23 protein-coding genes are annotated in these 19,659 nt (G+C 74.0%); 9 read left to right on the top strand and 14 right to left on the bottom strand.

Going from position 1 to position 19,659, the window contains the following annotated elements:
* Positions 1-77 precede the first annotated feature (77 nt).
* Together ACFU74_RS17290 and ACFU74_RS17285 are read left to right on the top strand one after the other, a co-directional pair.
* Positions 78-1,115, top strand: coding sequence for an endonuclease/exonuclease/phosphatase family protein (locus ACFU74_RS17290; protein ID WP_380757369.1), 1,038 nt, complete (start codon positions 78-80; stop codon positions 1,113-1,115).
* Between the two features lie 33 nt (positions 1,116-1,148).
* On the top strand, positions 1,149-1,799 hold the full coding sequence (locus ACFU74_RS17285) for a hypothetical protein (protein ID WP_380757367.1): 651 nt from the start codon (positions 1,149-1,151) through the stop codon (positions 1,797-1,799).
* A 45-nt stretch (positions 1,800-1,844) separates the two neighbouring features.
* On the opposite strand, the gene ACFU74_RS17280 is transcribed toward ACFU74_RS17285, so the two are convergent.
* From ACFU74_RS17280 to ACFU74_RS17255, 6 genes are all read right to left on the bottom strand, one after another.
* Positions 1,845-2,783 (bottom strand): aldo/keto reductase, encoded by a 939-nt coding sequence (locus ACFU74_RS17280; RefSeq protein ID WP_380757365.1) that lies wholly within the window; start codon positions 2,781-2,783, stop codon positions 1,845-1,847.
* Between the two features lie 115 nt (positions 2,784-2,898).
* Entirely contained in the window at positions 2,899-3,591 is a 693-nt protein-coding gene (locus tag ACFU74_RS17275; RefSeq protein ID WP_380757364.1) for a TetR/AcrR family transcriptional regulator, read from the bottom strand.
* Positions 3,592-3,735: 144 nt separating this feature from the next.
* Positions 3,736-4,647, bottom strand: a complete 912-nt coding sequence (locus ACFU74_RS17270; RefSeq protein ID WP_380757362.1) for a helix-turn-helix domain-containing protein — start codon at positions 4,645-4,647, stop codon at positions 3,736-3,738.
* A gap of 196 nt (positions 4,648-4,843) precedes the next feature.
* The gene (locus tag ACFU74_RS17265) at positions 4,844-5,119 is read right to left on the bottom strand and encodes a hypothetical protein (protein ID WP_380757360.1); all 276 of its coding nucleotides are present in this window, start codon (positions 5,117-5,119) and stop codon (positions 4,844-4,846) included.
* Between the two features lie 33 nt (positions 5,120-5,152).
* On the bottom strand, positions 5,153-5,503 hold the full coding sequence (locus ACFU74_RS17260) for a deoxyxylulose-5-phosphate synthase (RefSeq protein ID WP_380757358.1): 351 nt from the start codon (positions 5,501-5,503) through the stop codon (positions 5,153-5,155).
* 5 nt (positions 5,504-5,508) lie between these two features.
* On the bottom strand, positions 5,509-6,552 hold the full coding sequence (locus ACFU74_RS17255; RefSeq protein ID WP_380757356.1) for a hypothetical protein: 1,044 nt from the start codon (positions 6,550-6,552) through the stop codon (positions 5,509-5,511).
* Between the two features lie 192 nt (positions 6,553-6,744).
* Here ACFU74_RS17255 and ACFU74_RS17250 point away from each other — a divergent pair, with 192 nt between their 5' ends.
* A complete protein-coding gene (locus ACFU74_RS17250; RefSeq protein ID WP_380757354.1) occupies positions 6,745-7,548 on the top strand; it encodes a thioesterase family protein in 804 nt (267 codons plus the stop codon).
* Here ACFU74_RS17250 and ACFU74_RS17245 read toward each other — a convergent pair.
* Positions 7,520-8,248: an NADPH-dependent F420 reductase gene (locus tag ACFU74_RS17245; protein ID WP_380757352.1), complete on the bottom strand. Its 729-nt coding sequence runs from the start codon at positions 8,246-8,248 to the stop codon at positions 7,520-7,522. The genes ACFU74_RS17250 and ACFU74_RS17245 overlap by 29 nt on opposite strands.
* A gap of 73 nt (positions 8,249-8,321) precedes the next feature.
* Between ACFU74_RS17245 and ACFU74_RS17240 the strand changes: the two genes are divergently transcribed.
* Positions 8,322-8,687: a winged helix-turn-helix transcriptional regulator gene (locus ACFU74_RS17240; protein ID WP_380757350.1), complete on the top strand. Its 366-nt coding sequence runs from the start codon at positions 8,322-8,324 to the stop codon at positions 8,685-8,687.
* Between the two features lie 58 nt (positions 8,688-8,745).
* Here ACFU74_RS17240 and ACFU74_RS17235 read toward each other — a convergent pair whose 3' ends face one another.
* The gene (locus ACFU74_RS17235) at positions 8,746-9,879 is read right to left on the bottom strand and encodes an MFS transporter (RefSeq protein WP_380757349.1); all 1,134 of its coding nucleotides are present in this window, start codon (positions 9,877-9,879) and stop codon (positions 8,746-8,748) included.
* Between the two features lie 226 nt (positions 9,880-10,105).
* On the opposite strand from ACFU74_RS17235, the gene ACFU74_RS17230 reads away from it, so the two are divergent.
* Genes ACFU74_RS17230 through ACFU74_RS17220 form a run of 3 tightly spaced genes read left to right on the top strand, consistent with a single transcriptional unit; the run spans position 10,106 to position 12,599 of the window.
* Positions 10,106-10,930 (top strand): NAD-dependent epimerase/dehydratase family protein, encoded by an 825-nt coding sequence (locus ACFU74_RS17230; protein ID WP_380757347.1) that lies wholly within the window; start codon positions 10,106-10,108, stop codon positions 10,928-10,930.
* A gap of 17 nt (positions 10,931-10,947) precedes the next feature.
* The gene (locus ACFU74_RS17225; RefSeq protein WP_380757345.1) at positions 10,948-11,952 is read left to right on the top strand and encodes a YdcF family protein; all 1,005 of its coding nucleotides are present in this window, start codon (positions 10,948-10,950) and stop codon (positions 11,950-11,952) included.
* Positions 11,949-12,599, top strand: coding sequence for an HAD-IA family hydrolase (locus ACFU74_RS17220; protein ID WP_380757343.1), 651 nt, complete (start codon positions 11,949-11,951; stop codon positions 12,597-12,599). Before ACFU74_RS17225 ends, ACFU74_RS17220 begins: the two co-directional genes overlap by 4 nt.
* Before the next feature lie 40 nt (positions 12,600-12,639).
* Here the strand turns inward: ACFU74_RS17220 and ACFU74_RS17215 are convergent, their stop codons facing one another.
* The 5 genes from ACFU74_RS17215 to ACFU74_RS17195 all read right to left on the bottom strand — a co-directional run bounded on the left by ACFU74_RS17215 (position 12,640) and on the right by ACFU74_RS17195 (position 16,610).
* Positions 12,640-13,155 (bottom strand): hypothetical protein, encoded by a 516-nt coding sequence (locus ACFU74_RS17215; RefSeq protein WP_380757341.1) that lies wholly within the window; start codon positions 13,153-13,155, stop codon positions 12,640-12,642.
* A 135-nt stretch (positions 13,156-13,290) separates the two neighbouring features.
* Positions 13,291-14,688 carry an aminotransferase class I/II-fold pyridoxal phosphate-dependent enzyme gene (locus ACFU74_RS17210; protein WP_380757339.1) on the bottom strand — a complete coding sequence of 466 codons (1,398 nt, stop codon included), beginning with the start codon at positions 14,686-14,688 and terminating at the stop codon, positions 13,291-13,293.
* 117 nt (positions 14,689-14,805) lie between these two features.
* Positions 14,806-15,324: a hypothetical protein gene (locus tag ACFU74_RS17205; RefSeq protein WP_380757337.1), complete on the bottom strand. Its 519-nt coding sequence runs from the start codon at positions 15,322-15,324 to the stop codon at positions 14,806-14,808.
* Between the two features lie 103 nt (positions 15,325-15,427).
* Positions 15,428-15,865, bottom strand: a complete 438-nt coding sequence (locus tag ACFU74_RS17200) for a GNAT family N-acetyltransferase (protein WP_380757335.1) — start codon at positions 15,863-15,865, stop codon at positions 15,428-15,430.
* Positions 15,866-15,908: 43 nt separating this feature from the next.
* Complete coding sequence (locus tag ACFU74_RS17195) at positions 15,909-16,610, bottom strand: class I SAM-dependent methyltransferase (RefSeq protein WP_380757333.1); 702 nt, start codon at positions 16,608-16,610, stop codon at positions 15,909-15,911.
* A gap of 191 nt (positions 16,611-16,801) precedes the next feature.
* Here ACFU74_RS17195 and ACFU74_RS17190 point away from each other — a divergent pair, with 191 nt between their 5' ends.
* Both ACFU74_RS17190 and ACFU74_RS17185 read left to right on the top strand, forming a co-directional pair.
* Positions 16,802-17,578 (top strand): SDR family oxidoreductase, encoded by a 777-nt coding sequence (locus tag ACFU74_RS17190; RefSeq protein WP_380757331.1) that lies wholly within the window; start codon positions 16,802-16,804, stop codon positions 17,576-17,578.
* 348 nt (positions 17,579-17,926) lie between these two features.
* Positions 17,927-19,111, top strand: coding sequence for an ROK family protein (locus ACFU74_RS17185; protein WP_380757329.1), 1,185 nt, complete (start codon positions 17,927-17,929; stop codon positions 19,109-19,111).
* A gap of 84 nt (positions 19,112-19,195) precedes the next feature.
* Here ACFU74_RS17185 and ACFU74_RS17180 read toward each other — a convergent pair whose 3' ends face one another.
* Positions 19,196-19,444 (bottom strand): hypothetical protein, encoded by a 249-nt coding sequence (locus ACFU74_RS17180; protein WP_380757327.1) that lies wholly within the window; start codon positions 19,442-19,444, stop codon positions 19,196-19,198.
* Positions 19,445-19,659 lie beyond the last annotated feature (215 nt).

Here is a 19,659-nt window from a genome sequence, read left to right as displayed (position 1 = left end):
CCGTTTCCCCGCGCTTTCGGTCCCCCCGCCCCGGGTCCGCGCGCCCTCGGGCCTCGCTCTCGCGTGCCTCGGGCGGCGTGCGGCTGCTGGCCGCCGCCACCGGGCTGTGGGCGGTGTTCCTGCTGCTGGACCTGGTGGTGAGCGGCCGGTGGTGGTTCTGGCTGATACCGGGGCTGGCGCCGCCGCTGCTGTTCCTCGCCGTCCCGGTGGCGCTGCTGGCGCTGGGGTGGACGGTCCCCGGCCCGCCGGTGCGGCGGTGGCTGGTGCCGGCGGTGGTGGCGCTGCTGGTCGCGGGGCTGCCCCGGACCGGCCTCAACTGGGCGGCGCTGGTGCCGGTTCCGGGGCCGGCGGCGGCCGGGCCCGCGCTCACGGTGTTCTCCTGGAACACCGAGTACTGGGACACCACCGACGACCCGGACGCCTTCTACCGCTTCCTGCACGACCGGGACGCCGACGTCTACCTGCTCCAGGAGTACCTGGCCTGGGTGCGCGAGACGCACGCCGAGGTCGACGAACTCGACCGGATCCGCCGGGAGTTCCCCGACCACCAGGTGGTGGTGGCCGGCGAGCTGGTCACCCTCTCCCGCTTCCCGGTGCTCGCCACGCCACCGGTCGGCCCGGAGGTGGCACCGGACGCACCGTGGGCGGAGGCCTTCACCAAGCGCAAGGTGCTGCGCACCGACGTCGACGTCCACGGCCGCGCGGTGTCCTTCTACAACGTGCACATCCCGGTCCAGGTGGACACCCGGGAGTCGGTGTTCGGCGGCGCCTTCTACCGCGTGGTGCGGGAGGCGGACGCCGCGCGCCGCGAGCAGTTCGCCGCCCTGGAGCGCGACGCCGCCGCCAACCCGCAACCCCTGCTGATCGCGGGCGACTTCAACACCAGCCCCGCGATGGGCGACCTCGATCCGCTGCGCGCCCGCCTCCACGACGCCCGCTCGGCGAGCGGCGAGCTCTACCCCGGCAGCTGGGGCGGCGTCCTCGGCACCGACTGGTGGCGCCTGGACTGGGCGTTCACCTCCCGCACGGTCTCGGTGCAGCGGTACGCCTTCGTGGACGACCTGGGCATGTCCGACCACCGGGGGCAGGAGCTGCGGATCGCGCTGCGGCCGTGACCGGCTGTCGGTGCGGTCTGCTTCACTACCGGCATGCACGACACCCACGACGCCCCCGACCTGAGCGGACTCCTCGCCCGCCTGCCCGACGCCGCCGCGCTGCGCGACCGCCTGCGCGGCCTGGCCATGCTGGAGGCGGTCCTCGGACCCGTCTGGGGCGACCGTTACTACTCGTTCGACTCCCGGTGGAGCGAGGGCGAGGAGATGGCGTCGATGCGCGACGGGCAGGGCGACGACTGGTTCATGGTCTTCTCCCCCGCCGGGGTGTACGCGCGCGGCTTCGACCACACCGCGCCGAACGCGGGGGCGCGCCTGCTCGCGGAGGTGCCGGAGGCCTTCCGCCCGCACGTCCAGGAGCCGGCGTTCGGCGAGGAGGACGGCGCGCCGCTCGCCACCGTCTGCTTCTGGCGCGAGGCCGGGGACACCGCGTGGCGGGCACCGTCGGCGGCGCCCACGGGCGGGGTGGAGCTCTTCGACCTGCTCGGCGCCGAGGACCTGGCGGAGGCGTACCGGGCGTGGGCCGAGGAGTACTACGAACTGGAGGACGGCCTCGACACGGCGGCGATCGCCCACGTCCTGGCGCTGCGACCGCTCACCGGAGCCGTGGTGTCCGCGCTCAACCCGGACGTCGAGCCGGCCGATCTCGCGGACGACATGGCCGAGATCGGCTACCCGGCGGCCTGAGCCGCCGCACCCGGGGGGCCGCCGGTCCGGCCCCCCGGGTCACGCCTACAGCGCGGCCTCGTCCAGGCGGTTGCGCTGCTCCTCCGTCAGCGTCACGTCGAGGGCGCCGAGCGCCTCGTCGAGCTGGGCGACCTTGCTCACGCCGACCAGCGGCAGGATCCGCGCCTCGTGGTCGAGCAGCCAGCTGAGCGCCACCTGGTTGACGGTCGCACCGGCCTCCTCGGCCACCGCGCGGAGGGCGGCGAGCCGCTTCGGAGTGCCGGGGTGGTCGTAGGCGGCGCCGATCTCGACGTCGTCGCGGGTGAGGCCGCCGGAGAGGATCGGGCTGTAGACCCAGAGCCGCAGGTCGCCCTCGGAGCGGACGTAGTCGAGGAGTTCCGAGGTCACGTGCACATGGGCGGAGGAGAGCAGCGGCACGTCGAAGCGCGGCTGGAGGTACGAGTACCGGTACTGCAGGTGCGAGTAGCGCGGGCCGTCCCCGGCGAGCGCGCGGGCCCGCTCGACCCGCCAGACGGCGTGGTTGCTGGCGCCGACCGCGCCCGCCTTCCCCGACGTCACGAGGTCGGCGAGGGTCTCCACGGTCTCGGCGAGGGGCACCGAGCGGTCCTCGATGTGCGTCCAGTACACGTCGACGTGGTCCGTGCCGAGGCGCCGCAGGCTGCCCTCGATGCCGGCCCGGACCGCCTTCTCCGACAGCCCCTCCGCCGCCTCCAGCCCGGCCCCGGGCACCGTGGGCCGGGCGCCCACCTTGGTGCTGATGACGACCCGGTCCCGTAGCTTGCGGCTGGCCAGCCAGCGGCCGATGACGGCCTCGCTCTCGTCCCCGGTAGCGCCGTCGAGCCAGAACGCGTAGTTGTTCGCGGTGTCCAGGACCGTTCCGCCGTGCTCGACGAAGTGGTCCAGGAGCCGGAACGAGGTCTCCTCGTCGACGATCGTTCCGAAGCCCAAAGTGCCCAGGACGACGGTGCGTTGAGGAACAGTCATGGGTTTGCATCCCTCCCGTTGCGGTCTGGACCATTCAAGACCGATTCGCGATCACCCGCAACAGGTTCCGGGATCACCTGGCGAGGAACGCCGGCGCCCGCAGCGGTGGCAGCGCCTACGGGCGACACCCCGCGGCCGATGTCCAGCCCGCCCGGTGGAGGCGCTCGATGCCGTCCAGCAGCACATCGAGGGCGAACTCGAACTCGAACCGGTCGTCGCAGCCCCCGCCCGGGGCCGAGCCGTCCTCCGCACGGGCGGCGGTGGCGGCGATCTCCGCGATGCGCGGATGGCGGACGGCCAGTCGGGCGGCCGCTCCGGCGTCCGCGCCCGGGGAGCCGGTGAACAGTTCCTGGGTGAAGCCCAGGACGCGGCCGCCGAGGGCGTGCATCGCGTGGTGGGTGAGGTCGGCGGACAGGCCCCCGGAGCGGAACAGGCCGATCACCGCCTCCAGGTGGTCGAGCATCGCGGACGTCGGCGCCGGCAGCGACTCGATGACGCGCGGCGCCCAGGGGTGGCGGTGCAGCGCCCGGCGGGCGGACAGCACGCGCTCGCGTACGGCGCCCTTCCAGTGGGCGCCGGGGACCGGCGGGTCGATCTCGCCGACGACGGTGTCGACCATGCCGGTGAGCAGATCCCCCTTGTTGGCGACGTGCTTGTAGAGGGCCATCGGCACGACGCCCAGCACCTGGGCGAGCTTGCGCATGCTCAGCGCCTCGATCCCGCTCCCGGCGTCGGCGAGCGCCACGGCGGCGTGCAGCACGCGCTCGCGGTTCAACGGGGTGCGGCGGGTTCCCTCGCCCTCGGTCATCGTCGACTCTCCCTCGGTTTCGGCGACTTGACGAGTGTACGGCGTACGCCCGAAGTCGCCGCGGTGGCCGGGACGCCGCTCCACCGTCCGGCACCGGACGACGCCGCGCCCGAGCGCCGTTCACCCCCGCGAGCCGAGCGGCCGTCACGGCCACCAGTCCGCCGCGCCGACCTCGAAGAAGTCGCTCAGGCAGCCGGGTTCGCTCACGCACGCGACCCCGCCGTCGGCCGCCAGGCGGTCGGCGACGAGGCGCAGCTGGCCGGGCGTGCGGCCGGACAGGGCGCGGAAGTCCCGGTTCATGTGGGCCTGGTCGTGGTAGCCGCTCATCGCGGCCACCTCGGTCAGGGAGAGGCGGGCGCGTCCGGACAGCGCGAGCGCCCGCCGGAAGCGGAGGATCCTGGAGACGGTCTGCGGCGGCACGCCGACGTGGTCCCGGAAGACGTGCTGGAGCCGGCGTTCGCCCCGGCCGGTGGCGGCGGCGAGTTCCCGCGCGGTCAGCCCGCCGTGCGCGTCGCTCAGCCGCTGCCAGGCCTCGACGGCCAGCCCCGGGGCGGCCGGGGCGGCGGCCAGCCGCGGCCCGAGGACGGCGTCCACGACCTCCCAGCGGGCAGCCCAGTCCGGCGCCTGCGCCAGCCGTTCGGTGAGCCGCGCCGTCCAGCCCTGGCCCATCGCCTCGTCCGGGTGGGCGGCGGCGTTGGCGAGCAGGTGCAGCGGCAGGCCGAAGACCCGGGACGCCCCGACGGCCGTGAACTCGATCTCCAGGGCGTGGCCCGACCCCCGGTAGCCCGCCAGCACCGGAGCCGTCTGCAGGCCCGCAATCATTGCGTGGCGCGTCCGTTCGCGCGCCACGCCGCCCAGCCCCTGCCGGATGTGCAGCGGCTCGCCCCAGCCCACCAGCAGGGTCACGGCCGCGCTGGGCAGGGTGACCCTCGGGTTCCGGACACCGGCCGACCGGTAGCCGCGGCACCTGACCACGTCACCGCGCATCCACTCCGGCGGCCGGCGCTCGACGCTCTCCCCCCGGTCCTCCGCCGTCCCGCCGTCCTCCGCGTCCAACGACCCTCCCCTCGCACGGCCACCGGGTTCGCTTTCGTACAAGCGCCCACCGGCCCCGCGGCCTCATCCTTGACGGGCGCCCCTCGGTGCCGGCCCCGCGCGGGGGGCGGGGCCGCCACCGGGCGGGAACCCCGGAGTGGGAAGTCGGACCGGCCGACTTCCCACTCGCAGCCGACTCCTGAACGTCGCCGCCCTCCTACCCCTTGCCGAACCACCACGAGGCGCCGTCGGCAGAGGCCGCCCAGACGTCCATGACCGCTTCGACCCCGGTGGCGGTGTCGCGGCCGACCGCGAGCACATCGCCGGCCGCACACCCCGGCGCCGGCCCGGGACTGCCCGCCAGTTGGCGCTCCCCGGCCTCCAGCGGGACCGCCGGCAGCACCTCGGACACCGGCTGACCGGCCGACGCGTGGCCCGCGAGAAGCCGTACGGGCGTGATCGCGGAGGCCGACCGCCGCGCGGGAGGAGTCATGCACGTGATCCTGTCACGCCCCGGCCGGCGTGTTCAGCCCGCCGCCCGTTCCCAGGGGACTTCGCGGTGCAGCAGCGCCCGTGCGAGCGGCTCCCCGGAGCGGCGCGCGAACAGGGTGCGCTCGCGCACCTCGTGACGGGTGCGGGGGCGGTAGCCCGGGCCGCCGCAGCAGCTCTTGTGGAAGCCGATGCCGGCGTGCAGCAGCAGGCCGAGCGTGCGCCAGGCGGCGGTGTCCCGGCGGGGCGGGGCGGCGAAGGCGGAACCCGCGTGGACCAGCGCCCCGGCGCAGCGCGGGCAGCGCCGCTCGTCGCCCGGCCTGCCGTAGGGCTGCTTGTAGGAGGCCCGGCAGGGCAGGCAGACGTAGGAGGTCTTCGCGTGGGCCACGCGGGTCACCGTACGACCCGGCCGACCGCCCGCGCGACGGCATTTCCGTCCGCCCGTCCGACCGCCCCTGCGTCCGCCGCCGCCCGCTTGTCCTGGTAGGGGCAGGCCAGTAGCTGCTGGATGGTGTCGGAGAGCAGGTCCTCCTGCCCCTTGAGGGCGTCGGCGATCTCCTGGTCGACGGGGAAGACCAGTTCGGCGGCGACGTTGTCCTGCACGATCCGGGCGAGGTTGTCGAGGGCGGTGAGGACGGGGTCGGCGGGCGTCTCGGCGGTCGGCAGGTCGATGAGGTGGGTGGCGACGGCGGCCGGGTCCATGAACCGCCGGATGATGATGCTGTTCTGGTTGAGCACCGAGGTCGTCCACAGCGAGAGGACCACGACGTAGAGGCCCTTCCACCGCTGCTCCCCCACCCGGCTCCGCCAGCGCCGCATCACCGTCTCCACCCCGGCGATCTGGGCCTTGGCGGCGTGGTACATGTTGATGCGGATGTCACCGAAGACGCCGCCGCTGAAGTCGGTGAAGGCCCTGATCAGCTCGGGCCCGGACATCGGACGCTCGATGACGAGCGCGATGAACCGCAGCGCAGCGTCGAGGATCCGCCGCGAGGAGGCCGCCGGTTCGCGCGGCAGGCCGGCGGCGGCGAGCTGCTGCCGGGCGACGGTCAGCGTGGCCGCGAAGTCCTGGAGCGGCCGGACCCAGCCCCGTCCCTCCGGGCCCTTGAGGTACGGGGCGAGGACGGTGAAGGTCCCGAGCGGCACATGGGCGGTCGACTTGACCAGCTCGAACACCTCGGCGACGGGATGCAGCGACTCCCGCTGCCCGGCGTCCACGAGGGTGTAGCGGCCGCCCCGGGAGTCGTTCTGGACGACGATCACCGGGGTGAGGCGGGTGGTCAGATCGGCCTTCAGGGAGGCGTAGTTGCGCCGCATGTCGGCGTTGACGGCGAGCAGCGCGTCACGCGCCCGCCGCTGCGGCGCGGAGCGGAACGCCACCAGGTCGAGGTCGTGCGGATCGACGTCCGCTCCGTGGTCGTTGCGGTACTGCGCCATCGTGTGCCCCACTTCCCGGTCGCGGATCGGTCCCTCCTGACGGTCCCCGTCCCGACGTCCCGGCCGACAGGGCCCGTCGTCCCGTTCGCTCCCGGTTCGACCCACTGTGCGACAGATCACGGCGACCGCCGGCGTGCCCGGCGCCTACGATTCGGGAACGATGCACCTGCCCCGGTCGAGGAGACGGCACCCGTGACCACCAGCACGATCGCACGCGAGAGCTACTACGAGCGGACGGGCGAGCACACCTTCAAGCCCACCGCGCACGCGGGCGGTGCGTGGAGCACCGACGAGCAGCACTTCAGCCCGCTGGCCGGCCTGGTCGTGCACGCCGTGGACCAGTACCTCGCCGGGCGCCCCGGCGGCCTGGTGCCCGCCCGGATCAGCTACGACATCCTCGGCCGGATCGCGCTCGACGAGTGCGAGGTCACCGTGGAGTCCGTCCGCCCCGGCCGCACCATCGAACTCTTGGAGGCGACCGTGGCGATCGGCGGACGCGCCGTCGTCCGGGCCCGGGTCTGGCTGCTGGCCGCCCTGGACACCTCGGCCGTCGCCGACAGCCCGCGCGAGCCGCTGCCCGCGCCCGAGGACCTCCCCGGCTGGGCGATGGACGACGCCTGGGACGGCGGCTACATCTCCTCGATCGACGTCCGCCGGGTGCCGCCGGCCCGCCGGGGCCGCGCGACGGCCTGGCTGACCTCGCGCGTCGACCTGGTCGCGGGCGAGCCGAGCAGCCCCCTCGCCGCCTTCGTCGCGATGGTGGACACCGCCAACGGCATCGCCCCGCAGCAGGACCCGGCAGCGTGGATGTTCCCCAACGTCGACCTGACCATCCACCTCCACCGCGCCCCGCGCGGGCCCTGGACCGGCCTGGACACCACCGTCACCTTCGGCCCGACCGGCCAGGGCCTCACCAGCACCGTGCTGCACGACGTGGACGGCCCGGTCGGTCAGGCCGAACAGATCCTCACCGTCCGTCCGCAGCCCCGCCCGTAGCCCTGGCCGCAGGCCCGCCCGCAGGCCAGTCCGCAGCCGGGTCCGCCGGCCCGGCCGGCTCGCCGGTCGCGTACGCCAGCGGCGGGGCGATCGCCTGGGCGTCCGCGCCCTCGCCGACCCAGAGGCCGATGAACAGCGCGGCGGTCGCCTCCAGCAGGCCCGCCCGCTCCAGCCCGCCGCCGGCAACCGGCAGGCAGCCCGTGTCCCGCACCAGCCCGGACACCAGGGCGAGGGCCGCCGGGTCGTCCCCGCAGAGCGGCACGGCCAGCGGCCTGCCGTCGAAGACCGGCGGGCGCATCCGCCACACGTCCTCGTGGCAGAGGTTGAACGCCTTGACCACCCGCGCCCCGGGGGCGGCGTCGGCGAGCCGGCGGGCGGCCGAGGGCCCGCCGTCCGTCAGCAGCCGGAAGCCGGGGCCGACGGGGTTGGAGCAGTCGACCAGCACCGTGCCCGCCAGCTCCGCACGCAGCTCCCGCACCACCTCCTCCCCCGCCCCGAACGGCAGCGCGGCCAGCACCACCTCGCCGGACGCGGCCGCCTCCCGCAGCCCGGCGGGCTCCGCCCCCGCCCCGAGCCGCCGCGCCAGCCGCCCGGCCCCGGCGGCGTCCCGCCCGCCGACCGTCACCCGGTGCCCGGCCCGCACCCAGTGGGTGGCGAGCGCGTCCGCCATGCTGCCCGTGCCCAGCACACCGATCCTCATCGACCGTCTCTCCGTTCGTCCTCCGGAACCGTCCCCACCGACGCTAGGGAACCCGTAGGGCACCATTCGGTACGTGTCCTCCTCCAACGCCTTCCTCGCCGACTGCCGGGCCCGGCTCGCCTTCGACCTGCTCTCCAACACCTGGAACGCCGTGGTGCTCTGGTCCCTGCGCGACGGCCCGCAGCGCCCGGTCGAACTGCGGGACCGGATCGGCGGCATCAGCTCCAAGGTCCTCACCGAGACGCTGCGCCGCCTCCGGTTCAACGGCCTGGTCGACCGTCGCCCGCTGCCCGGCGCCCCGCCCGGCGTCGAGTACCGGCTCACCGCACTGGGCCGCACCTTCCTCGCGCCGATCGACGCCGTCGGCGCCTGGGCGTTCGAGCACGGCGACGAGGTCCTCGCCGCCCAGGAGCTCGGCGGTGACGACGGCACCGGGTAGGCGCCCCGTGGTCGGAGCCGTTCCGCCGGCCGGTCGGCCGGTCGGCCGTGACGGCGGATCAGCGGACGCCCGCCAGCGGCTTCCCGCCCGGGACGGCACCGACCGCCGTGCGCCGCGCCCCGACGGCCGCCAGGACCGCGAACGCCCCGATGGCGGCCAGCCCCCAGGGGATGACCCGCACGTCGTACGCGACGAACCAGCCGATCGCGGCCGGGAAGAGGATGCTGCCGGTCATCGAGGCCGAGATGGCGAGCCCCACCGACCGGCGGCCGCCGCCGCGCTGCGCGATCCAGGCCAGGCCGGTGGGGAAGACCGGCCCCAACGCCAGCCCGGCGAGCAGGAATCCGGCGACCGCCCCGTGCGGCAGCGACGCCAGGAACAGCGAGACGCTGGTCCCGGCGAGTCCGGCGATCACCAGGCCGGCCGTCGAGACCCTGCGGGCGAGGGCCACCGCGCCGAACTTCGACACCGCCGTGGCGCCCCAGAACACGGCGACGATGCCCGCCGCGGCGGCCGGGGTGTGGCCCTGGCTCTGGATGTCCTTGGCGGCCCAGGCGCCGATCCCCGTCTCCAGCCCGCCGTAGCCCAGGTAGAGCAGCAGGAAGACGGCCAGCGGCCTCCCGCCGAGGGTCGCCCGCGACGCCTCCGCGTCCGCGCTCTCCTCACGGGTCCGCCACCCCGCGACCCGGGCCACCCGCAGGCAGAACACGGCCCCGACGGCCACCACCAGGAAGCCGTACGGCCGGCCCCACTTCAGGGAAGCCCCGGCCAGCAGGGGGCCGGCCACGGTTCCCAGCGCGAAGACCCCGTTGAGGAGGTTCACCATTCCCACGCCGTTCTCCTGACGGGCGAACACGTCGTTCACGGTGAGAACGACGGTCCCCGCCCCGAATCCGGCGAGCGCACAGCCGACGAGGCCGGCGGCGATGTTCCCCGAGAAGTAGATCCCGGCGCAGCCCACGGCGTGGACGAGCGTGGCCGCGGGCAGCACCCGGCGGCCGACGGACCGGACCGCGGAGGCGATCACCATCGCGGCCAGACTGCCGGCGAAGAACGCGGTGATCAGATAGGGAACGCTCGCCGCGCCGGTCGGGTAGCGCTTTTCGAACAGCGGCAGCAACGGGCCGGTACCGGCCTGGGAAACGCCGACGAGGAATAAGAGAAAGAGCGCCGAGAGGTATCCCTCGGCCATTTTCCTGGGAGTTGCTGGCACTGCGCCTCCTGAAGACTCCTGGGCGAGTGGTACGGGAAGAGACTTTCGCGCCTGGTGGTTCCCGGGGGAATTCCAATGGGTATATACGATCACGTGATGTACATCACGGCATCTTGCCCACTCTTTCCGATTCGCCCGTGATCTGCCATAAAAGGTACTGCGAAATGTACGCATCTCTTTCCGCATACCGCAACGGAGGAATGACATGCGCTGTGCAGTGACCGGGGGCGACGGGTTCATCGGTCGCTACGCGATGGAGTACCTGCGGGACCAGGGCCACGAGGCCGTTTCCATCGACCGCCGCTCCGGGGTCGATCTGCTGGACGACAAGCTCAGGCCCGCCCTCGCCGGTGTCGACGGGGTGATCCATCTCGCCGGAATCCTCGGCACCGAGGAACTCTTCTCCTCGGTCGAGGACGCCATCGACATCAACATCAAAGGCACCTACCGCGTCCTGGAGGTGTGCCGCGAGAACGGCGCGCGGTTCGTCGGCATCACCATGCCGCAGGTGTGGCAGAACGTGTACCAGACCACCAAGCAGTGCGCACAGAACCTCTCCTACGCCTGGCACGCGAACTTCGACGTCCCGGTCAGCCACGTGAGGGCCTTCAACGCCTTCGGTGCGGGCCAGAAGCACTACGGCGTGCAGAAGATCGTGCCCACCTTCGCAGTCCGGGCGTGGAGCGGCCGGCCGATCCCGGTCTGGGGCGACGGCGAGCAGACCGTCGACCTGGTGCACTCCGCCGACCTCGGCCGGATGCTCGCCGAGGCGCTCGGCTTCGGTGACCGCGAGGTCTTCGACGGCGGCACCGGCGTCGCCTTCACGGTGAACGAGGTCGCCCGGATGGTCCTGGAGGTGACCGGGTCCAAGGCCGGCATCGAGTACCTTCCGATGCGCAAGGGCGAGACCCGTGACGCCGACCTGGTGGCGAAGGGGGAGGGCTGGGACCGGCTGGGCTGGCACCCCGAGTTCCGCGAGTCGGACCTGGAGCAGACGGTTCTGCACTACCGTCGGTTCGCCGACTCCTGAGCCCGGAGGACGACACCGTGGACCAGCTGTTCGAAGCCGTGGACAGGGCGCTGCCGCATTGCCCGCCGGACGACGGCCGGGCGCGGCTCGCGGTCCAGGTGACCGTGACCGGCGGCGAGTCCCGCCCGCACACCTCCTTCGGGCTGGCCTTCGGCGCCGGCGACCTGCTGGGGTGCTGGTGGGGAGACTCGCCGGCGGCCCGGCTCCGGCTGCGGCTGCCCGCCGAGCTGCTGACGCGGTTCCGCGCGCACGGCGGCAGCAGGGTCACCGGCACCTCGCTCACCATGTCGGGCGCGGTCGGGTTCTCGGCGGACTGGGCCGAGTTGGCGGCGCTCGGGGACTGCGCGGACGGCCCGCTCTTCCGGGAGTACGTGCGAGCGCTGGACACCCGTCCGGCCGCGCCGTCACCGGACCCGCCGACGGGGACCGGCCGACGGGCGGCGGTCGTGCTCGCCGCGCCGAACGACGCCCACGGCACGCTGGGCACCGTCGCCCGGGCCCGCACCCGCCGCGCCGTGGAACTGCTGGCCACCCCCGGCACGCAGTTGGTGCTGACCGGGGGCTTCGGCGCCCAGTTCAACACCACCGACCAACCGCACTGGCGGCACTGCGCGGCCTGGCTCGCCGAGCGGCCCGGCGGCCCGCCCCCCGTCCTCGCCTGCCTGGAGACCCGCCACAGCTACGACGACGTCCTGTTCGTGGACGAGCTGGCACGGCATCATGGGATCGACGAGGTGCTGCTGGTGACGTCCGACCACCACGCGGCCCGGATCAGGTTCCTCGCGAGTCTGGTGAGGCCGGATCTCCGGGTCGTGGAAGTGACCCACCCCGACCTCCCGGAGGAGGAGTCGACACGACTGAGACGGCACGACGCGGGCGCGCTCGGCAGGACGATCGCCTCGACGCTCCTCTTCGGGCGCGACCGGCGGCTGCTGCCGCTCCGCCGGGTGGAGGCCGGCGTGCCGCACGAGGTCTGGCGCCTTGACACCACTGCCCCCGAAAGGACGACCGACAGCCCATGAGCCAGATCTTCTGCGAGCACATCCTGTTCGACCTCGACGGCGTTCTCGTCGACTCGCTCCCGATCGTCGAACGCATCCTGCGCGACTGGGCCGCGGGCCAGGGCCTGGACGGCGACGACGCGGTGGCCAGGTCGTACGGGCTGCGGGACGTCGACCTGATCGCGCTGATCGCCCCGCACCTGGACGCCGCCCACGAGGCGAACGTCATCGCGGAGCGGGAGGAGCGCGACTTCGAGGGCATCCGCCCCGTCCCCGGAGCGCCGGCCCTGCTGACCGCACTGCCGCCCGAGCGGTGGGGCGTCGTCACCTCCGGTACCCGCCGCGTCGCCCGGGGCCGGCTGGCCGCCGCCGGCCTGCCGGAGCCGGGCGTCCTGCTCGCCGCCGAGGACTTCGAGCGCGGCAAGCCCGACCCGGAGGGCTACCTCAAGGGCGCGGCGGCACTGGGCAGCCCGCCCGGGCGGTGCGTGGTCATCGAGGACGCCAAGGCGGGGGTGGAGGCGGCGCTGGCCGCCGGGATGCGCTGCATCGGCCTGGGCGACGGCCTGTCCGGCCTGCCGGACGGGGCGCTGGAGGCCGCGGTGAAGGACCTGACGCAGGTCCGGGTCACCGTGCTCGACGAGGGCCTGCTGCTGCGGGTGGGCCCGTAGGCGTGACCCACGCCTCCGGCGACGCTGCGGCTGCCTCCCCCTACTCGACCGGGCCGGCCAGGGTGTCGACGGGCCAGAACGGCGTGGTCCGTTCCTCGCGGGTGAGGACCGCCAGTTCCTCCGGTGGTTCGGCGCCGTCGCGCACGGCCGCGAGGTAGGCCCGGGCCCCGGGCAGGCCCAACCGCGGGGCCTTGCGGCGCAGGTGCCGCATGGCGGGCACGGTCCCGGCCGAGCGCACCAGCTCACGGACCTCGGCGGCGAGCGGGTCCGGGCGTCGGACGCCCTTGGTCTGGAGGAGGTAGTGGTCCTCCCAGCCCTCGGTCGGCCACCAGGCGTCGGCGACGTAGTGCAGGCTTCCGTCGTGCCGGTCCACCAGGACGTGGCTGTCCCCGCCGACGGGCCCGCCGGGTGCACCGCTGCTACGGGCGGACCGTCGCGGCCCCCAGAAGACCAGCCAGCCGACGTCGTGCTCCTCCACGGCGTGGATGACACGGTCCGGCCCGCCGCCGGCCAGGTAGGACTCGACGAGCCCGATCGCGCGTTCCTTGTCGATCACGCTTCCATGGTGCAGGAGCGGTCAAGCGGTTATGGCGCAGGAAGTCGGACGGGCCGACTTCCTGCGCCGCGGTGGGGTGGGCGGGTCAGCGGTGGGCACGGCGGCCGGCGGGCGCGGCGGTCGTCGTTGCCTCCCCTACTTCAGCAGGGCCAGGGCCTGCGCCACTCGATCGATCGCCTTGCACACCACATCCGGCTGGTACGCCGTGAAACACAGGCGGAAGAAGCCGGGGGCCGGGCAGTGCATGGTCTGGCCGGGCAGCAGAGTCACCTCCGTGGGCTCGCACCTCAGGTACTCGAAGAGCCACTGCTCGTCCGGGTCCATCTCGTGGGACGGCGTGAACTTCTGGGGAGCGCACGGTTCCTTCCCCTTCCGCTTCCCCAGGTACGCCGTCAGGTCCAGCCAGAAGAACTGCGCCGGGTTGTCGCCCTCCGTGTGGACGAAGTCGATCCTCCTCTCCACCAGCCGGGCCCGCACCTTCTCGAAGCTCGCGCTCAGCAACTCCTTGTAGCGCCGCATCGCGTACGTGGTGTACAGCTCCGCCCCGACCCCGTTCACCGTGCTCTCCAGCAACTCACCGAGCACGTAGTGCTTCAGCGAATCCACCGGCGTGAACCACGGCATCGGGTGCTTCTTCTCCTCGATGCCCGCCGTCCCCAGCATCGCCCGCCGCACCGGTCCGTAGTTCGACACCACGAACCCCGTCCGGAACCCCGAGAGCCCGAAGTCCTTCGCGAACCCCCACACCACGTGGATCCGCTCCGGCGCCCGCCGGTACGCGTCCAGCGCGAACGCGCTCGTGAACGGCACCCGCACGCCGTCGACCTGTGAATGAGCGTAAATTTCATCCGAAATGATGTGCATCTCGGTCTCTTCCAGCACCCACCCATAGATCTCGTCCAGCAACGCCTTCCCGTAGTTCACCCCCAACGGGTTGTGCGGGTTGGTCAACGCCAGCAGCCGGGGGTACTCCGCGTGCACCCGGTAGTACCGCCAGTACTCCTCCCTGATCGCGTCCAGCGTGAGGCGGAACCTGTCCGGCCCCTCCGTGGCCAGCGGCACCGGCACGCACGTCAGCTTCGGCCGCTGCTCGAACGACCAGTTGAACCCCTGCCAGTACGGCGCCGGCAGCAGCACCGCGTCCCCCTCCTTCAGCGGCGGCGGACCGGCCTCCCCCTCCCTCGGCGCGTCCTGGAGCGCGAACGCGAGGCACTCCAGCGCCGACCCGACGCCTCCCACACCGAACACGTCGTCCCACGGGACCTCGACCCCGAAGGCCCTCGACAGCAGCGCCGCGACCTCCTGGCGCAGCTCGGGAGTGCCGTACGGAGTGATGTAGTGGATGTACCTCTCCGGCAGCAGGTCGATGTGGTCGAACACCATCTTCTGCATCGAGTCCTGGTAGACCAGGACGTTCTCCGCGACGGACAGGTTGATGGCCGTGTCCGGTTCCAGGTCACGGTGAAGGGCGAGCGCCTGCTCGAAGTCGGGGATGCGGGCGAGGAGTTCGGCGAGTTCGGTCGGGGCGGTCATGACAGGACGACTCACTTCCAAAGGCGTGGACGGTTCGTGCACTTGCCGACCTCAGCGCACCACGCCCCCGCAGCCCCGCCCGGCATCCACGCCCGAGCCTGCGACACGGACGGAAGCTCACCCGCTCCGCCGCGCCCTCCCCCGCACCCACACGCCCCCGCTCACCACCAGCGCCGTGCCGAGCGCGTACACCGGCAGCCACCGCGTGGTCGTCGCCGCCAGGCAGTCGTCCACCGCCACCCGGCTCTGCTGCTCCTGCGCGTACGCCAACGCCGCCGCGTCCTGCCCGGCCAGGTCCCCCAGCGCGGCCTGCGCGTGCAGGCTCTCGTACCGGCCCGCCTGCACGCACCCCTCCCGCGTGCCCGGCATCGGGAACAGCCAGTCCCACCGCTGCAACGCGGGCGCCAGCACGAGCGCCGCGCACAGGCCCACCACCAGCGAGTACGCCGCCAGGCTCCACCCGTACCCGGCGGTCCCCCGCGCCGGAACGCTCCCGAAGGCCAGGACCACGGTGAGCAGCGTCAGCCCGAGATAGGCGGAGAACCACTGCCACGAGCCCTCCGCGAGCGAGAACGCCAGGACCACGCCGAGCGCCGTACCCAGCACTCCGGTGTCGGCACCGCCACGAACACTCACACGCCCACTCCCGCCTCCCGGCCACGGAGCACCAGCCTCCCGCCCGGACCGGGCGGCACCGCACCGACGGCGCCGCGCCGCCACCCGCACGGCCCAGCGACCGTCAGTCGCCCGCCAGCGGCTTCACCCACCGCGTCCACTGCGGCTGCGGGCCATACCCGCCGGCCCGCCAGGTCCGGTGGCCGAGCGCGTTCTCGTCCAGCACCATCGCGTCCACCCGCCGGCCGCCGAGCGCGGCGAACCGTTCCTCCGCGGCCGCCAGCAGGGCGGCGCCGATGCCGCGCCGCCGGTGCTCCGGGTCGACGGCGAGCCGGTACAGGTGGCAGCGCCAGCCGTCCCAGCCCGCGATGACCGTGCCGAGCAGCACGGCCGGGTCGTCCGCCCGGACGGCCACCAGCAGGCAGTGCGGATCGCGGGCGAGCAGCGCCGCGACGCCCGCCGCGTCGTCGGTGATGCTGGTGCCCTTGGCGGCGCGGGCCCAGAGGGCGAGCACGGCCGGGATCTCCTCGGGGGCTGCGGTGCGCAGGGTGAAGTCGATCATGGCGGACTGTCTACCAAGGCCGCACGCCGCTCCGCCGGGAATTTCAGGAGCCGGACGGGCCGCCCGCCAGCGCCCACACCGTCGTCGTCTTCAGCGCCGCGTCCTCCAGGTCCGCGACCACCGGCACCTCGTACGACGCCAGCGCCGTGAACCGCTCGCGCGGCAGGTAGGCCCGGCCCGGGTCGCCGACGACGACCGTCGCACCCCGCGCCCGGGCGCGTTGGAGGAACGGCAGGAAGCGGGCGGCCATCGTCCGCTCGTAGAAGACGTCCCCGGCGAGCACCACCTCCGCCGGCGCGCCGTCCCCGTCCAGCAGGTCCTCGACGGCGGCGGTGACCTCCACGCCGTTGACGGCCGCGTTGACCTCGATGGCGGCGACGGCGTACGCGTCGATCTCGGCGGCCCGCACCGAGCGGGCACCGCACAGCGCCGCCGCGACGCCGACCAGCCCGGAGCCCGCCGCGAGGTCCAGCACCGTGCGCCCGGCGACCAGCCCCGGGTTGTCCAGCACGTACCGGGCCACCCCGACGCCGCCCGCCCAGGCGAACGCCCAGAACGGCGGCGGCAGCCCGCGCTCACCGCGCGCCGACTCGGTGGTCTCCCACAGCGCGATGGCGTCCTGCGCCATGTGCAGCCGCACCTCGGGCACGAACGGCACCGGCTCGACCCGGGTCTGCGCCCGTACGAACTCCTGATCCGACAAGGTGGCCGCCCCCGAACCGACCGGGCGTGTCTCGCTCAGCATGCGCAGCAGCATAAGGCCCCTGAGCAGGCACCCCGCACGCCCGCCGCCGACACGGCCATATCACACGAAGTCGGCTTAACGGCACGTTAAATGACGGACAGTCCGCCGCAAAACCACCCGTCGGAGTGAGGATCGGGCGGTAGGTTCTCCCTGAAGCCGGTGTGCGGCCGGCGGGGAACGGGGTTGTCGGGATGGCGGACAAGGTGACCGCCGACGGGCCGGTCGGGGTGCTGGCGGGTCGGGCGGCGGTCGTCACGGGCGGCTCGCGCGGGATCGGGCGGGCCGTGGTGGAACGGCTGGCGGCGGACGGCGCGGACGTGGTGTTCGGGTACGCGCACGACGACGCGGCGGCGGCGGAGGTCGTACGCGCGGTGGCCGCGCGAGGGCCCGGCCGGGCGCGCGCGGTACGGGCCGACCTCGGTGAACCGGACGGCGCGGAGCGGCTGATGGCAGCCGCCGAGGAGGAGCTCGGCGGGCTGGACGTCCTCGTCAACAACGCGGCGGCCTCCTTCACCCGCGCTCCGCTCGCCGAGACCGGGGCGGCCGACTTCGACGCCGTGCTCGCCGTCAACACCCGCGCGGTGTTCCTGACGCTGCGCTACGCGGCGCGGCGGATGCGCGACGGCGGGCGGATCGTGAACGTCTCCAGCCTCAACACCCGCCGCCCGGTCCCCGGCATCGCGCCGTACCTGGCCAGCAAGGGGGCGCTGGAGCAGTTGACGGAGGCCGCCGCGCTCGAACTCGGGCCGCGCGGGATCACCTGCAACACCGTCTCGCCCGGACCGGTGGACACCGATCTGCTGCGGTCCACCAATCCCCCGCAGGCGCTGGAGGCGGTGGCCGGGCTGACGCCGCTGCGGCGCCTCGGGCAGCCGGCCGACGTCGCGGACGTGATCGCGTTCCTGGTCGGCCCCGACGGCCGGTGGGTGTCGGGGCAGAACCTCGGCGCGACCGGCGGCCTGCGCTGACGGTCGCCGACCGTCGGCAGCAGGCCGGCCTCAGTAGGACGGCAGCAGCAGGACGGAAAGGGTAGGGTCACGCACCGCCACCCGATCCGTACCATTTCGATACCGAAGCCTGGATGAGCTGGGAAGATGCTCGCCGGGCGGGCCGGAGCCCCGGTAGCATCCGGCTCAGGCCACCCGGACCGGCGCAGGCGGCGCAGCACCGCCGTGCCGTGCCGCCGGGCGGCGGGAACCCGCGGGTGCGCCCGGGGGGCGGACCCCGGCACGACCGGCCGGTGGCGCCGCCCGACGGCACCCGTGTACACGGCACGCGCGCATGGGCAGTCGCGCGGAACGGCGAAGGGCAGCGTCTTGGCGGACAGACTCACCGGTGGCGACTCCTCACTCCTGCGGCGGATCAACGCGGCGGTGACCCTCCGGGCGCTGCGCGAGGGCCATGCGGTGACCCTGACCCAGCTGGTCGGCGACACCGGACTGTCCCGGCCGACGGTCGAGGGCGTGATCGAGGGACTGGTGGAGACCGGCCTGGTAGCCGAGGTCGAGCAGCCGCAGGCGGGCGGTCAGCCCGGTTCGGGGCGGCGCGGCCGGCCGGCCCGGTGGTTCCGGTTCCGGGCCGAGGCCGGGCACATCCTCGGCATCGAGATCGGGGTGCACGACATCCGGATCATCCTCGCCGACCTCGCCGGCGAGGTGGTGGGCACCCACTTCCGGCCGGTCGAGGAGACCCTGGACGCGGAGGAACGGCTCGCCGCCGTACGGACGGTGGTCGCGGAGGTGCTGCGCAAGGCGGGCGTCTCCCGGGACAACCTGTGGGCGGTGGGCGTCGGCACGCCGGGCATCGTCGACCGGGACGGTACCGTGCAGCTGGGCACCGCGATGCCCGGGTGGACGGGGCTGGACCTCGGCGCGCGGCTGCGGCGCTCGTTCCGCTGCCCGGTGATGATCGAGAACGACGCCAACCTCGCCGCGATCGCCGAGCACTGGCAGGGCGCGGCGGTCGGCGCCGACGACGTCGTGTTCGTCATGGCCGGTCTGAGCCCGGGCGCCGGCTCGCTCATCAACGGCCGCCTGCACCGCGGCTTCGGCGGCGCGGCGGGCGAGATCGGCGCGCTGCACCTGCTGGGCCAGGAGGTGACGCCGGAACGGCTGCTCTCCACCACCGGCAAGCCGCTCAACCCGCTGGACGAGGCGGCGGTGGCGCGGGTGCTGAAGCTGGCCCGCGAGGGCGACGCGGTGGCGAAGGTGGCGACCGACCGCTTCCTGACCCGCCTGGTGCAGAGCGTCGCCGCCCTCGTCCTGGCCATCGACCCGCAGCTGGTCGTGATCGGCGGCTGGGCCGCCGGCCTCGACGGCGTCCTCGACCCGCTCCGCGAGCGCCTCGCCCAGTTCACGCTGCGCGCCCCCGAGGTGGCCCTGGCCGCCCTCGGCTCGGAGGTCGTCGCGATGGGCGCGCTGCGGGTCGCCCTCGACCAGGTCGAGGAGCAGCTCTTCGCCGTCAACCCCCCGACGGCGGACGCGGGTTCGGCCCGCGCCTGAGCGGACCGGCCGCGGGAGGGCCGCCGCCGCGGGCATCGGCGCGCCGATGCCCCGGGCCCTCGGCGGACCCCCGCCATCGGCCGATCAACCCCCCAGCCTGCGCTGCGCCACATCGAGCGCCCAGCGGACGAACGCCACCGGCAGGGCATCCACCTGCGGCGGGACGCTGACCACGGCATCCGCCCAGGTGCCCTCCTCGGGCCTGACGACCGCGAGCACGGAGCCCGCCCCGTCGAGCCGCGGATCGCAGAACTCGACGATCCAGGTATCGGGGTTCGAGCCCTCCGACTCGATGACCCGGACCGGCTGTCCGTCGTAGTACTCCGCCCCCATGCCGATCCCCTCCCGTCGGCCGTTCGCCGGTTCCCCTCGTCGGCGAACATATCGAAGACGCCGCCCGGCGAGAACCCCGCGGAGCCGGCAGGAGCCGAACGGGGACGGCCCAGGCCCGGGCGGGGGGGGGGGGGCGCGGGCCAGGGCGGGTGGGGTTTGGGGTGTGGTTGAGGCGGCGGGGGCACCCCCGGGGGGGGGGCCGTCAGGGGTGTCCG

Origin of the sequence: Kitasatospora sp. NPDC057500 (genome assembly GCF_042802195.1) — a bacterium.
Classification (GTDB): domain Bacteria; phylum Actinomycetota; class Actinomycetes; order Streptomycetales; family Streptomycetaceae; genus Kitasatospora.
This window is presented reverse-complemented; position numbering and strand designations above follow the sequence as displayed.